Source organism: Salinibaculum salinum, from assembly GCF_037645885.1.
GTDB classification, from domain to species: Archaea; Halobacteriota; Halobacteria; order Halobacteriales; family Haloarculaceae; genus Salinibaculum; species Salinibaculum salinum.
Genome location: NZ_JBBENW010000002.1, coordinates 264,613 through 276,932 on the forward strand (window position 1 = coordinate 264,613; position 12,320 = coordinate 276,932).

At 62.0% G+C, this 12,320-nt stretch carries 17 protein-coding genes; 6 read left to right on the top strand and 11 right to left on the bottom strand.

All coding sequences use genetic code 11. From position 1 onward, the window contains the following. Positions 1-25 precede the first annotated feature (25 nt). From WDJ60_RS04230 to dps, 5 genes are all read right to left on the bottom strand, one after another. Entirely contained in the window at positions 26-1,081 is a 1,056-nt protein-coding gene (locus WDJ60_RS04230; RefSeq protein ID WP_340098751.1) for an A24 family peptidase, read from the bottom strand. 341 nt (positions 1,082-1,422) lie between these two features. Further along, positions 1,423-1,584: a DUF7563 family protein gene (locus WDJ60_RS18880; protein WP_465269239.1), complete on the bottom strand. Its 162-nt coding sequence runs from the start codon at positions 1,582-1,584 to the stop codon at positions 1,423-1,425. After that, positions 1,571-1,789, bottom strand: a complete 219-nt coding sequence (locus WDJ60_RS04235; protein ID WP_340098752.1) for a hypothetical protein — start codon at positions 1,787-1,789, stop codon at positions 1,571-1,573. The genes WDJ60_RS18880 and WDJ60_RS04235 overlap by 14 nt, the downstream gene beginning before the upstream one ends. A 1-nt stretch (position 1,790) precedes the next feature. Continuing rightward, complete coding sequence (locus tag WDJ60_RS04240) at positions 1,791-2,174, bottom strand: 2Fe-2S iron-sulfur cluster-binding protein (protein WP_340098753.1); 384 nt, start codon at positions 2,172-2,174, stop codon at positions 1,791-1,793. Positions 2,175-2,221: 47 nt separating this feature from the next. Beyond that, positions 2,222-2,881, bottom strand: a complete 660-nt coding sequence (gene dps / locus WDJ60_RS04245; protein ID WP_340098754.1) for a DNA protection during starvation protein — start codon at positions 2,879-2,881, stop codon at positions 2,222-2,224. A gap of 129 nt (positions 2,882-3,010) precedes the next feature. Here dps and WDJ60_RS04250 point away from each other — a divergent pair, with 129 nt between their 5' ends. Then, positions 3,011-3,760, top strand: a complete 750-nt coding sequence (locus WDJ60_RS04250; protein ID WP_340098755.1) for a helix-turn-helix domain-containing protein — start codon at positions 3,011-3,013, stop codon at positions 3,758-3,760. A 380-nt stretch (positions 3,761-4,140) separates the two neighbouring features. Here WDJ60_RS04250 and fer read toward each other — a convergent pair whose 3' ends face one another. The 4 genes from fer to WDJ60_RS04270 form a co-directional block, all read right to left on the bottom strand. Beyond that, entirely contained in the window at positions 4,141-4,530 is a 390-nt protein-coding gene (fer, locus tag WDJ60_RS04255) for a ferredoxin Fer (protein ID WP_340098756.1), read from the bottom strand. Positions 4,531-4,619: 89 nt separating this feature from the next. Next, positions 4,620-4,808: a hypothetical protein gene (locus WDJ60_RS04260; protein ID WP_340099049.1), complete on the bottom strand. Its 189-nt coding sequence runs from the start codon at positions 4,806-4,808 to the stop codon at positions 4,620-4,622. 66 nt (positions 4,809-4,874) lie between these two features. Further along, complete coding sequence (locus WDJ60_RS04265) at positions 4,875-6,380, bottom strand: globin-coupled sensor protein (RefSeq protein ID WP_340098757.1); 1,506 nt, start codon at positions 6,378-6,380, stop codon at positions 4,875-4,877. 275 nt (positions 6,381-6,655) lie between these two features. Continuing rightward, positions 6,656-8,224 (bottom strand): globin-coupled sensor protein, encoded by a 1,569-nt coding sequence (locus WDJ60_RS04270; protein WP_340098758.1) that lies wholly within the window; start codon positions 8,222-8,224, stop codon positions 6,656-6,658. A gap of 115 nt (positions 8,225-8,339) precedes the next feature. Between WDJ60_RS04270 and hisA the strand changes: the two genes are divergently transcribed. Beyond that, the gene (hisA, locus tag WDJ60_RS04275; RefSeq protein ID WP_340098759.1) at positions 8,340-9,068 is read left to right on the top strand and encodes a 1-(5-phosphoribosyl)-5-[(5-phosphoribosylamino)methylideneamino]imidazole-4-carboxamide isomerase; all 729 of its coding nucleotides are present in this window, start codon (positions 8,340-8,342) and stop codon (positions 9,066-9,068) included. Positions 9,069-9,079: 11 nt separating this feature from the next. On the opposite strand, the gene WDJ60_RS04280 is transcribed toward hisA, so the two are convergent. After that, positions 9,080-9,244, bottom strand: coding sequence for a hypothetical protein (locus WDJ60_RS04280; protein ID WP_340098760.1), 165 nt, complete (start codon positions 9,242-9,244; stop codon positions 9,080-9,082). 131 nt (positions 9,245-9,375) lie between these two features. Here WDJ60_RS04280 and hisB point away from each other — a divergent pair, with 131 nt between their 5' ends. The 4 genes from hisB (at position 9,376) to WDJ60_RS04300 (ending at position 11,463) form a co-directional block, all read left to right on the top strand. Continuing rightward, the gene (hisB, locus tag WDJ60_RS04285) at positions 9,376-9,963 is read left to right on the top strand and encodes an imidazoleglycerol-phosphate dehydratase HisB (RefSeq protein ID WP_340098761.1); all 588 of its coding nucleotides are present in this window, start codon (positions 9,376-9,378) and stop codon (positions 9,961-9,963) included. Next, complete coding sequence (locus WDJ60_RS04290) at positions 9,964-10,467, top strand: amino acid-binding protein (protein WP_340098762.1); 504 nt, start codon at positions 9,964-9,966, stop codon at positions 10,465-10,467. It begins immediately after the preceding gene. Continuing rightward, positions 10,464-10,787, top strand: coding sequence for a 2Fe-2S iron-sulfur cluster-binding protein (locus tag WDJ60_RS04295; protein WP_340098763.1), 324 nt, complete (start codon positions 10,464-10,466; stop codon positions 10,785-10,787). The genes WDJ60_RS04290 and WDJ60_RS04295 overlap by 4 nt, the downstream gene beginning before the upstream one ends. A gap of 64 nt (positions 10,788-10,851) precedes the next feature. Beyond that, complete coding sequence (locus WDJ60_RS04300; protein WP_340098764.1) at positions 10,852-11,463, top strand: IMPACT family protein; 612 nt, start codon at positions 10,852-10,854, stop codon at positions 11,461-11,463. Positions 11,464-11,615: 152 nt separating this feature from the next. Here WDJ60_RS04300 and upp read toward each other — a convergent pair whose 3' ends face one another. Further along, positions 11,616-12,290 carry a uracil phosphoribosyltransferase gene (gene upp / locus WDJ60_RS04305; protein WP_340098765.1) on the bottom strand — a complete coding sequence of 225 codons (675 nt, stop codon included), beginning with the start codon at positions 12,288-12,290 and terminating at the stop codon, positions 11,616-11,618. Between the last annotated feature and the right edge of the window lie 30 nt (positions 12,291-12,320).

A 12,320-nucleotide genomic window follows, 5' to 3' on the forward strand; every position in this document is an offset into this window, starting at 1 on the left:
GTGGGTCGGGGTTGTAGGTCTTGTCCTAGGCCAACCCGACAGTCTGGAGGATGGCGAAGAGCAGGTCGCCGGCGGTCAGCGAGACTACCAGGCCGAAAAACAGCGGGACGAGGAACGGAATCCCCGGCGAAATCCACACCCGCTCCTCGGTAACCAGCATCTCCAGTCCCTCCCGGAGGGCTTCGGGGCTGGTGCCGTAGGCACTGCCCTCGATGTCGTCGAGAAACGCCTCGGCCCCCCAAGGGTCGTCGAACTGGGCTGGTTCACGTTCGCGCTCGACCGACTCACCGCCGTCGGTGACGGCCGCCTCGGGGATCGATCCGTCACCGGGGTCGTTTGGCTCGGCCGGGAGCGTGTCGGGGTCCCGGAATCGGTCGGGATTCTCTCGGAGGTCGGCAAGGTCCAGTCCGCGGTACTGCAGGTACATCCGGAGGGCGTCGATGTCCAGCCCGCGCCAGGAGAAATACGAGCGCAGCCCCGACAGCGAGAGGTCGTCGGTCAGCGAGCGGTCGGGGAAGGAGAGAATTGTCCCGTACTCTTCGGTAATTTCATGGACTGCAACGGGCTTTGCGACGAACATCCCTGGCGAGAGATAGCCCGTCGCGGCGTTTCGCGCCGCGAGAACGAAGGGGTAGGCGATGCCGACGAGGACCGTATTCGAGAGAATCGTCAGTGAGAACGCGGGGATGTTCGGCTCGATGACCGGCAGGAGGTAATCGATTCCCAGCTCCCGGAGGTCGTAGGTGGGAAAGACCGGAAAGAGGAGCGCGACGACCCAGAAGGCCTTGGTGTCGGCACCGCCGAAGCCGCCGATGAGCCAGAAGCCGTAGACCAGCGGGACGACGAACAGCAGGCTGACAGCGAGTCCGATGAGAAAGCGCTGACGCTCGAACTGCGCGCTGAAGCTGTTCCCCGCCTCGAAGACGGTGTAGGCGTCGACGACGAGGAGCAGGATAGCCAGGGCGGCAATCGGATACCACGTCCGATTGGAGACCCGTCGCGTCTTGATGTCACGGTAGGCGACGTATCCAAAGAATGGGATGGCGACGAGTCGGAGTAAGTCGGGAATCGACGCGAACACGGCAATCCGTGCGCACGCCCCCCTGTTAGCAGTTCCGACTGCGGCAGGGCGAGGAATTGTGACTCGGCAAGCACGACCACCTGACGACCGATCCAGACGACGTGCGTGACTGATGGCGTATCGGATCCACGCGGACGAGAATACTGAGCGAGCGACGGTCAACTATAGTAGCCACTGAAAACCATTGCACACACGACCGCACGACTGCGGTGCGGTCGATGTGTAACTCGTTTCAGTTGTTACTACACCTGCGAACGCTTGGACACGACCTGGTCAAAAACGCCGCTCTCTCGGTGGGTCCTACTGGACGGGTTATTTCCAGGAAAAGTTGAAATAAACTGCTATTGACTCGTCTCACTTGCGGGTCGTCGCTCACGCGTGACCTCACCGATTCCTGCATTTGCGGAGCAACTGGGACAGGCATACACGCGTCCATTCTCGTCGCCGAATACTCGCGTGAACTGTTCAGAGACGTGTTCGCCGCAATTTTCACAGACTGGCATAGGCTGGGTCCTCCATCGCTGCGTAGTGGGCCTCCCCCGTCCCGTCCGTACTTCGAGCGTTCGCCGCGAGTGTCGGGCACTCGGCGGCTGCAGCGGCGTTGAGCGAGCGCGCTCCATCGAAGATGAGGACAGCCTCATATGCCGGCTCTGCATGATTCCCGTCGGCAGTTCCAGTCGACTGTGTATCATTTGTATTCATAGTCATTCTATGAGTCCAGTTTCGAGTTGCCTGGCGGTCTGTCGTTGGCAGCCCTGAATTCGAGGAAGTCGTCGTACTGATCGACGACGACGGTCGAGTCAGTTCGCGGCTTTGCAGTGCAGGGCAGGACGTAGCCAGCCGCGCAATCTTCGTCGTAGTACCGGCGCGCGTTCGTGTGGTCGACATCACCATCGGCGAGACGGGCGGCACAAGTGGTACACCAGCCCTGCTGACAGTCGGCTGGCAGCCACACACCCGCCGAACGCGCGGCCGCGAGAATTGTCTCGTCTGCGCCGACTTCGAGGTCGTGCGTCTCACCAGCCTCGTCCAGCGACGAGTCCTCGGGAACGACGATCGTGACGGTCCACGTTTCGTTCGACGATTGTGTCATGACAGGGGAGTAGGGGAAGGTTGGGTCGGGAGTGCCGACGACTGGAATCAGGCCGAGTCGTTGAACCGGTTGTTCGTCGAGTAGGGTGCGTCGCCCGGTTCGCCGCGGGCGAAGTGGCCGGCCGGGTTGATCTCGTCGTCCCGTTCCTTGCTCAGTAGCTCGATGAACCAGGCCTCGTGATCAATCTCTTCGTTGAGGATCCGCTGGGCCATATCGTAAGTGCGCGGGTCGGCACCGCGGGTCATGTCACAGATCTCGCTCCAGGTCCGGATGGCACACCGCTCTGCCTCCAGCAGCACCTCCAGGATGTCCTCGACCTCTAGGTCGGACGTGTCGAAACCCCCGCTGTCGTCCATCGGCGTCGGCACTTCGGCGTCGGGACAGGACGCGCGATCCGCGAAGTCACGGATGTCGTTCGGGAGCGATCCCTCCAGTTCGTAGATCCGGGGCACGACCAGTTCGAAGTGCGCCCGATCCTCGAGGCGGGCGTCCTCGGTGATCTCCTTGTAGTCTTCCTCACCAGCGAGGTGCATCCGGAGGTTCGTGTAGTAGTAGTACGTCGTGAACTCCGCCCCGATGGCGTCGATCAGCTTCTCGCGGAGTTCCTCGGGGTCGACCCCACGCTCGCGAATCACTTCGGCCCCGACTCGTTTGCTCGTGTCACCTGGTTCCACCGAACCGCTTCCGTGTTCTTTCTCGTCGGACATCGCATTTCTACGTACCCCGGGAGTAGCAATCAGCGTTGGTTTAGCAATAACCAACTATCTGTGTCAACTAGTTATTAGAGTGCAAAATGCCGGTGCTTTTGTCTTAGTAGAGATTATCTTTAGGCGAAAATGAGTGGAGAGGCTGTGAGGGTCGACGAGACTCGTGAGTTCGAGTTCGTCCTCCAGTTCGAGTCGGGTGCCGACGAGTTGATGGACGTCTTCCGGCAGTATGAGAGCCTCTCGCTGTGGTCGTCTGCGATCTTTGTAAACGCCGACCACATGTGGCGACTCGATCACGCGAAGGGGACTGATGAAGCGCTGAACGCATTCGACGGGGTGTTCCTCGACGAGACCCGCTGTAACGAGTGTTTCGACGTCGATAATTGCGATACGGAGCGGTCGTATCAGGTCCTCGATCGTCGAGAGACAAGCCGGACTATCTACACGCTCCGTCGCGAGATCAAGAAATGTCACTCACTCCCACGTTTCGTCCTCGATCACGTCCGAAAGGGGACGGTGTTCGAATCCCGCCGCGTCGGCGACGAGTACCGCTGGCGCGTTCTCTTTCCCGGTGACTACCCTATCGGCGATGTATACGACACGATGGAATCGCATCTTCGCGATGGGGTGTCACTCTCAGTGTCGCACATCACCAGTGCCCGCAACTGGAGCGCGACCGAGCGGATCGCCACGGACTTCTCGCCGGAACACTGGAAGGTGTTGAAAACGGCAGTCGATCATGGCTACTACGAGCGGCCCCGAAAAGTCTCCGTCGCCGATCTGGCGTCAATACTCGACGAACCCCGTTCGACGGTCCAGTATCGGCTTCGGACTGCCGAGGACCGCATTGTGTCGCAGTTTGTCGAGCAGACACTCTAATTGGGGCAATCGAAGGGAGGTTGCTCCATATACATTGAGAACGCCGGCCCCAACTTCTGCTACGATAGTCTGAACTACGTTATCGAGAGTGACTCTGCGGAGGTGAGCGTCGTCTACGCTGAAAGAGAACCCGGTCGGAAAGAGGTATTTCAGGCCGGAAACGGGTGATCTGAACAGTCGTTACCCCGCCAGAGGCCCGTGTCTGTTCACTTAGATGACATGCAGATCGCGGCCGAAAGCGACACCTGGTTCTGTCTGCAGTCTCAACCTCAGCGTAGAATGGCCATTAGATGGTCTAATGGCGGATAGTTCCCGAGGATCGATGACCGCGAGATCCCGGGATACGGTTCATCTGTTTAACGCACGTTGTACGCCGTTAGTTAGATGACGCGGTTCTGCAGGTAGTCGAGGTGCTTTGCGTTGTAGACGATCTTGACCGTGTCGCCGGCGGGTGACCCGATGCAGGTCAGGCGGACGTTCTTCTCTTCGACTTCCTCGTCGGAGAGAATCTGCTGCATGTCCATGTCGATCTCGCCTTCGAGCACGATGGCTGCACAGTTCGCGCAAGCGCCTGCGCGACACGAGAAGGGCCAGTCGTATCCCTGGGCCTCGGCGGCCTCGAGGATGTACTCGCCTTCGTTGACGTCCAGCTCGCCGTAATCTTCGTCACCGAGGTCCGCGCCGGCCGCTTGCTCGAAGAGGTCGTCTGCGTACAGGTCCCAGTCTTGGTCGTCCACGACTTCGTAATTTAGGTACTCTACGGTTGGCATCACACGGGTATTCTGTCCCCTCCCGGTTAGACTTTGCTGTTCCGAGAGTATCTGCTGATACAATCGTGATGGTTTCCCAGTCCGTGGGCTCAACTCGGCTCCGACAGTTCAACGACGTCTTTCATCGGGACGAGGCGGTGTTTCATCTCTGGCTTCGTGTAGCCTGCCGACTCCTCGTCGCGTCCCTGCGTATATATTTTGACTCGCTGCTGGAGGACGTGTGGCTCGCCCTGTTTGTTTTCGACGACAGTCACCGAGCGCCAGGCCTCGTCTTCGATATCACGCACGTCTGCAGAAGGACCAATGTAGCTGGCGGCACCCCGGTGACCGCGTGGTGTGGGGGGTTACTCGGTCGTAAGCTTCTGGACCGTCTGGTCTATCGCACGGACCTTTTCGACTTGCTCCTGGTTTGCAGCCGCCACGTCTTCGATTTCGTCGGCCATCCGGTTGGCCTGGTCGACCAGGTCGTCGACCATGCTCGCGACTTCCTCGGTGCTGGCGGCCTGGTCGTCAGTCGCTTCCGACACTTCTTGAATGCCGCGGGACGTCTCCGTGATTGCGTCGACGATCTCCTGTAAGGTCTCCATCGCGGCCTCGACCTTCTCGGTCCCGCGTTCGACCTGCTCGGTCGTCTCTTCCAGACTCGCCACCGTCTCGTCGGTGTCGTCTTGCACCTGGTCGACCATCCGCTCGATATCGCTGGCGTGGTCCTGTGATTCCTCGGCGAGGCTCTTGACCTCGTTGGCGACGACCGCGAAGCCGTCGCCGGCCTCGCCGGCGCGTGCGGCCTCGATGGAGGCGTTGAGCGCAAGCATGTTGGTCTGCTCTGCGATGTCGTTGATGACCTCGACGATCTCGTCGATTTCGCCGATTCGAGCCTGTAGGTCGCCGATATCGCCCGTAGCGGCCTGTGCGGAGTCGTTGACCTGGTCCATCATCTCGATGGCTTCGTCTGCGGCCTCGCGCCCCTGCTGGGCCATCGTTTCGGCGCGCTCGCTGGTCTGTGCGACTTCGTCGGCGGTGGAGGCGATCTCCTCGACGGTGGCGCTCATGTTCGACACCTCGCCGGCCACGTCGGTCATCGCGTCGACCTGGGTGTCTGCCAGGCTGGCTGCCTCCTCGGCACTCGCTGCGATGTCGTCTGCCGTCCGCTGGGACTCGTCGACGCGCTGTTTGACCTCGTCGACGACCTGGTTCTGCCGGTCGAGTTCGTCTTCGAGGTCCTGACTGTAGGAGTGGATGTAGGTGTCCATCGCCACCTGCTGGTCGACGTTCAGCAGTTTCAGTGCCGCCAGCGAGCGGTCGACCACCTCGTCGATGGCTTCCTCGGTGGCGAGGGAGTCGCTTGCCGCTTCGGACTGGGTCGATTCGCCGCCGGTCGCCGTCACTCGGTCTTTGACATCGTCGGCGATAGCCTCGATGATACCCTCGTAGTAGGTGGCGTACGCGCCGAGATAGATTTTCGGACCCAGATCGAGCATATCGTGAATCTTCCCGATACGGGCTCGCTGCTCGAAGTACTGCCGGTCGTACTGCCCGGAACCGAGGTCGGTGAGATACTGTTGTTGGGTCTGCTTGAGTTGCTCGACGCCCTTCGTCGAGTGGCCGACAATCTCCATCGTCTCGTCATACTGCTCGAGATTGTCGTAGAAGTCGTCGACGACATCCGGCGCGATCCGCTCGAATGTCTCCGCCATCGATTCGAGTTGACGCTCGTCATCGCTATCGAAGGAGGTGAAATTCTTCCGCCACTGAATCTCTGCCGAGTCGATACCGATTTCGGATACTAACTGTGGCCCGCTGACGCTCTGTCTCTTTTCCGCCGTAATTTTCTTGTTATCAGATGACATTCATATCGCCTCCCGCATTCAGACGCGTACTCTTCTGGGCGGCCTCTAGCAGCCAAGGAGTTGTCCCTAATTGGTTGGGTATTCAGACTTGTCGCCCGTCGAACACCTGGCGCTGCAGCTGTGCGAGCACATTCTCGACCTGTTGTACAAAAACTGCACAATATTCTCGGAATCTGAGAAGATATAGTTCTATATAGCGGAAATACTAGATTATTCGAGACAGAAACACGGCACAACTGGACGAACGGACTCTCCTCGGGTCACTCGGTGCGTGCTTACTGTTCGGTCAGCCGACCGATAGCCGCATCTATCTCCTGAATCTTCGCTTTCTGCTCCTCGTTGGCAGCAGCGACTGACTGGACCTCCTCTGCGACTTCCTCGGCCTGGCCGACCAGTTCGTCGAGCATGCTCGCGACCTCCTCGGTGCTGACGGCCTGGTCGTCGGTCGCGGCCGCGACCTCCTCGATGCCCTGCCGCGTCTCCCTGACTGCTTGAACGATGTCGGCCAGACTCTCCATCGCTGCTTCGACGCGGTCGATACCCTCGGTCACTCGGTCAGTGGCAGTCGCCAGGTTCGTCACCGTCTCTTCGGTCTCGTCCTGGATCTGGCCGACCATCCGTTCGATGTCGCCGGCGTGGTCCTGTGACTCCTCGGCCAGTGATTTCACTTCGTCGGCGACGACCGCGAAGCCGTCGCCGGCCTCGCCGGCGCGTGCCGCCTCGATAGAGGCGTTGAGTGCCAGCATGTTGGTCTGTTCTGCGATGTCGTTGATGACTTCGACGACCTCGTCGATCTCGCCCACGCGCGCCTGGAGACTGTCGACGTCGCCGGCCACGTTCTCGACGGCCTCACCGACTCCGTCGATTGCCTCGACAGCGGCATCGGCCGACTCTTGCCCATCCTCGGCGAGCCGTTCGGCCTCCTTGCTAGTGGCCTCGACTTCGTCAGCGGTCGAAGCGATCTCCTCGACGGTGGCGCTCATGTTCGACACCTCGCCGGTCACCTCGCGGATGCGGTCGGTCTGCTCGTCGGCTAGCCCGGAGATTTGCTCGGCGCTTCGCGCGACACGGCTTGCGGAGTCGTTGAGTTCTGCAATCGGCTCCTCGATATCGCCTTCGACTTCGGTCATGAGCCGTTGCCGTTCCTCGACGGCCGCTTCGAGTTCCTGGCTGTAGGAGTGGATGTAGGTGTCAGCGACCACCTGCATGTCGAGGTTGATGATGCGCAGAATCGCCAGTACGTCCCGAAAGCCGTCGTCGAGTTCCTGCTGGACGGCCGATTCGAGGTCACTACGGTCGATGGTGAGACTCTCGTTTTGCCGTGCAGCGGCACCACCGTCCGCGGCGACACCCGCCTTCTCGGCGATGGCGTCGACGACGTTCTCCTCGACACGCTCGGACAGCAACTCGAAGATGAGGTCGTAGTAGACGCCGTACTGGCCGATGTAGTGTTTCATCGGCATGTCCAGCATGTCGTGAATCTTTCCGATTCGCGCCCGGTTCCGGAAGTACTCCCGGTCGTACTCGCCGCTGGCGAGGGTGACCAGATACGCCCGCTGGGTCTCTTTGAGCTGGTCGACGGCCTTCTCCGAGCGGCCGATGACCTCTGTGGTCTGCTCGTGACTGGTCAGGTTCTCGTAGAAGTCCTCGGCGATGTGGTCTGCGTGTGCTTCGAAGAGGTTTGATAGCCCGGCGAGTCGCCGCGCGTCTTCGTCGTCGAAGCCGATGAAGTCCTTTCGCCACTCGATTTCCTGGGAATCGATGTCACACTCCGCGAGGAGAGCGTCCGCGTCAACGAGGTGGTTCAGACCGCCTTGCCCGAACCTGTCTGCATAGTCCGCCATACAGCAGGTTCATCCGGTGGGCGCATATAAAGCCGATTATTAGTCGAGGAACACGTTCGGTGCAGTCACAGGGCGAACCAACACTCTTTCTACCGCGTCACGCCCATGCTCTCGTATGTTCCCCGAGTTCGAGGTCGTCCCTGCAGTCGACATGCAGGACGGGCAGGTGGTTCAGCTGGTCGGTGGCGAACGCGGCACCGAAAAGACCTACGGCGACCCCGTCGAGGCCGCCCAGCGGTGGGTCGAGGCCGGCGCCGAGACGCTCCACCTCGTCGACCTCGATGGTGCCTTCGAGGGCGAGCGCGCTAACGCTGATGCCATCGACGCCATCCACGAGGCGGTCGACGTGGAGACCCAACTCGGCGGCGGTATCCGAACTGCCGCGGATGCAACCGACCTCCTCTCCCGCGGGCTGGACCGCGTCATTCTCGGGACGGCAGCCGTCGAGAACCCCGACATCGTCGCTGCCATCAGCGAGGAGTATCCCGGAACGGTGATGGTCAGTCTCGACGCGAAAGACGGCGAAGTCGTCGTCTCGGGGTGGACCGAGGGCACGGGATTGGACCCCGCCGAGGCCGCCGCGCGCTACGAGGAGTTGGGCGCGGGCGCAATCTTGTTCACCGACGTTGATGTGGAGGGGCAACTGGAGGGCGTCCGGACCGAGCCGGTCCGTCGCATCGTCGAGGCGGTCGACATTCCGGTCGTCGCCAGCGGCGGCGTGGCGACTATCGAGGATATCCAGGCGCTAAAAGACGCAGGAGCGGCGGCGGTCGTCGTCGGCAGCGCGCTCTACGAGGGGCGGTTCACGCTCGCGGAGGCCCAGCGTGCGGTCGACGAGGCCTGATTCTGGCGGGGCTACCGCGTCGCCGGCCCCTGTGGTTCGATGAACTGCGGCAGGATGAGCGCGTAGGCACCGCCGGCGACCAGGAGCGCGCCGACCAGCGCGGTCTCTGCCGTGTTGAACAGCAGGAAGCCGGTCAGGATGACCATCACGGCGACTGCCTCGATTTTGTGCTGCATACGCGAGTGAGTGTGTGACTAACCGACATATAGTCCCAGCAGACGGCCGTCACGCGGTCGTCAGACGGCAATTCGGGCCCGAAAGCGGGCTCAGCACAATCCCCAAATAGGCGGGCCGCAAGAGTGTGGATATGACCGACCGGACCGCCGCAGTCACACGCGAGACGGCCGAAACCGACATCGAGGTCACGCTCGATCTCGACGGCGACGGCGACACCACCGTCGACACCGGCATCGGCTTTTTCGACCACATGCTCGATTCGTTCGCCACACACGGCCTGTTCGACCTCACCGTCCAGTGTGACGGCGACCTGGACATCGACGACCACCACACCGTCGAGGACGTGGGAATCACCATCGGCGACGCGCTCGACGAGGCACTGGGCGACAAGCGCGGCATCTCCCGCTTTGCCGACCGCACAGTCCCGATGGACGAGGCCGCCGCCGAAATCGTCGTGGATATCTCCGGCCGCCCGTACTTCGCGTTCGAGGGTGAGTTCTCCCAGGAATCAGTCGGCGAGATGACCAGCTACATGGCGCGGCACTTCCTGCGATCGCTGGCGACGAACGCGGGGTTGACGCTTCACGCCAGCGTCACCGGGGAGAACGCCCACCACGAAATCGAGGCGCTGTTCAAGGGACTCGCTCGCGCGCTCGACGACGCGACGCGCATCGACGAGCGCCGCGCGGACGCGCCGAGCACCAAAGGCGAGTTATAGATGTTCGCCGAAATCATGGAGAAGTTCTCGGATTCGCCCAGCCAACAGCGGGTGATCCGCCTGCTGCTCGAACGGGGCTTCTCCGTCAGCGACGAGGGTCGCGTCGTCTCCGGCGGTATCGAGATACCCAACACGGGTATCGCCCGCGAAGTCGACGTCGACCGCCGGGTCGTCGACGCCACCACCGACGCCATCCTTTCCGACGATGAACTTCGTCCGATCTTCCAGAACATCTCTGCGATTCCGAGTCTGATGGACCTCGCGCCGGTGCTGGATTTGACCGTGCTTACAGTGGCGGTCCGGGACGCCGAGGAACCGGGCATCGTCGCGACCGTCACCGGGGCGATTGCCGACCGCGGCATCTCGATCCGCCAGACGATCAGCGAGGACCCGGAGTTCACCGACGAGCCGCGGCTGTACGTCATCACCGACGATCCGCTGCCGGGCGACCTCCTCAACGACATCAAGTCGATGGACTTTGTCCACCGAATCGAATTAGAGTGACCGACACCGTCAGAGTGGTCGTCCACCGCGGCGACGCGACCGACACGCTTGCTGTCGAGCGCGGCACCGTGCTCCGCGACGCCCTTCGCGCGGCCGACATCTCACCGCACAGCAAAGCCGGTCGGCGTCTCAACTGCGGCGGCCGTGGCCTCTGTGCAACCTGTGGCGTCCGGGTTCTCGGCGACGAGCCCGCTCCAGAACACTGGCACGATACCCTCGCCGACCGCTTTGGTTATCCTCGACTCTCCTGTCAGATTCGCGTTACCGGGCCGATGGAGATTCGGATTCCCGAGAAACGCGTGTGGGGCGGCCGCGAGTGAGCGACGGAATGAATCCGGCGGAAGTGACGAAACGCACAAATCCACCGATGTCGAACGCTCGACCGTGACAGACGCCTTCCGGACCGTCGCCGGACGCGGGCAGGCCCGCTTCGAGATCTCGGGTTCTGAGTTCATCGGCCACGTCGCGCCCGCCCGCTCGGTCGACGAGGCAGAGGACTTTATTGCGACCGTCAGCGAGGAGTACGCCGACGCGACCCACAACGTTCCCGCGTATCGCGTCCGCGCCCAGCCGCTCCGGGAGTGGGCAAGCGACGCCGACGAACCCAGCGGGTCGGCCGGCAAACCCGCGCTGAACGTCCTCCAGCAGGAAGACGTGGAGAACGTCGTCGCTGTTGTCACCCGCTACTACGGCGGGACGAAACTGGGCGTCGGCGGTCTCGCTCGCGCGTACTCGCGCGGCGTCAAAGACGCCCTCGACGACGCCGGCGTCGTCGAGGAGGTGCCCCACGAACAGTTCTCGGTCACCGTTGAGTACGACGATTCGGGCTCGGTTCGGGGCATCCTCGAATCCGCAGACTGCGAGTTCGAGGCCGCCTACGAGGCGAACGTTCGCTTCGACGTGCGTGCGCCCGAGGCCAGCGCCGCCGGCCTCCGCGACCGCATCCGTAGCGCGACCAGCGGCCGCGCGACGCTCGCTGGAGAATTCGACAATTAACTAGCACGTATCCCGAACCTGGTCCGTGACAGCACGACACATGACTTCCAGTGCAGATTGAATCCTGTCGCTGTCTGTCGAATTTCCAGTCGAAGCAAAGGGGTTCAACAAACGTCGAAATCCTCGTTGAGGGGATGGACGACCGGGCACTCTCACTCCGTGCCGAAGGCGCGGTCGCCGGCGTCGCCCAGACCGGGGACGATGAAGCCGTGTTCGTCGAGGGTCTCGTCTACGCTGACGGTTAGTAGTTCCGCTTCGGGACACGCCTCGCTCACTCGGTCCAGTCCCTGGGGTGCGCTGACCGCAGAGAGCACGAAGAGGTTCTCCGGCGTCGGTGCGCCGTCGGTCAGTTCCTCGAGGACGGCGACCATCGTGCTTCCGGTGGCGAGCATCGGGTCCGCGACGACCACCGTATCTTCCGGCCGGATCTCGGGTAGCTTGACGTACTGTACTTCGATGGGAAACTCGCCGTCGTCCATTCCGGCGTCCTCGTCGCGACTGGCCGAGATGACGCCCTGGCGGGATTCGGGAAACGCTTTCAACAGCCCCTCGACGAACGGCGTCGCCGCGCGGAGGACGTTCACGACGACTACGTCGTCGAGATTCGTGATACGCTCCCCGGTGGTTTCGGCCAGTGGCGTCTCGACCGGGACCGATTCGGTGTTCAGTCGGGCGTCGGCGATTTCGTATCCGCAGATGCGACCGAGTTTGACCAGTCCCTTGCGAAACTGCGTCTGTCGCGTCTGTACGCTGCGCAGTTCGGTCAGCGTGTGCTGTGCCAGCGCGTGCGTCACGACCGATGCGTGCTCGCGCACTTCGATTGCCATACCGGCCACTCGGCCGGTCGGCCCAAATAT

Excerpts from the sequence above, each read along its gene's own strand:
- WDJ60_RS18880 (WP_465269239.1), bottom strand. The coding sequence starts at position 1,584 with ATGCCAGTCTGTGAAAATTGCGGCGAACACGTCTCTGAACAGTTCACG.
- WDJ60_RS04235 (WP_340098752.1), bottom strand. The coding sequence starts at position 1,789 with ATGACTATGAATACAAATGATACACAGTCGACTGGAACTGCCGACGGG.
- WDJ60_RS04240 (WP_340098753.1), bottom strand. The coding sequence starts at position 2,174 with ATGACACAATCGTCGAACGAAACGTGGACCGTCACGATCGTCGTTCCC.
- dps (WP_340098754.1), bottom strand. The coding sequence starts at position 2,881 with ATGTCCGACGAGAAAGAACACGGAAGCGGTTCGGTGGAACCAGGTGAC.
- WDJ60_RS04250 (WP_340098755.1), top strand. The coding sequence starts at position 3,011 with ATGAGTGGAGAGGCTGTGAGGGTCGACGAGACTCGTGAGTTCGAGTTC.
- fer (WP_340098756.1), bottom strand. The coding sequence starts at position 4,530 with ATGCCAACCGTAGAGTACCTAAATTACGAAGTCGTGGACGACCAAGAC.
- WDJ60_RS04265 (WP_340098757.1), bottom strand. The coding sequence starts at position 6,380 with ATGTCATCTGATAACAAGAAAATTACGGCGGAAAAGAGACAGAGCGTC.
- WDJ60_RS04270 (WP_340098758.1), bottom strand. The coding sequence starts at position 8,224 with ATGGCGGACTATGCAGACAGGTTCGGGCAAGGCGGTCTGAACCACCTC.
- hisA (WP_340098759.1), top strand. The coding sequence starts at position 8,340 with ATGTTCCCCGAGTTCGAGGTCGTCCCTGCAGTCGACATGCAGGACGGG.
- WDJ60_RS04280 (WP_340098760.1), bottom strand. The coding sequence starts at position 9,244 with ATGCAGCACAAAATCGAGGCAGTCGCCGTGATGGTCATCCTGACCGGC.
- hisB (WP_340098761.1), top strand. The coding sequence starts at position 9,376 with ATGACCGACCGGACCGCCGCAGTCACACGCGAGACGGCCGAAACCGAC.
- WDJ60_RS04290 (WP_340098762.1), top strand. The coding sequence starts at position 9,964 with ATGTTCGCCGAAATCATGGAGAAGTTCTCGGATTCGCCCAGCCAACAG.
- upp (WP_340098765.1), bottom strand. The coding sequence starts at position 12,290 with ATGGCAATCGAAGTGCGCGAGCACGCATCGGTCGTGACGCACGCGCTG.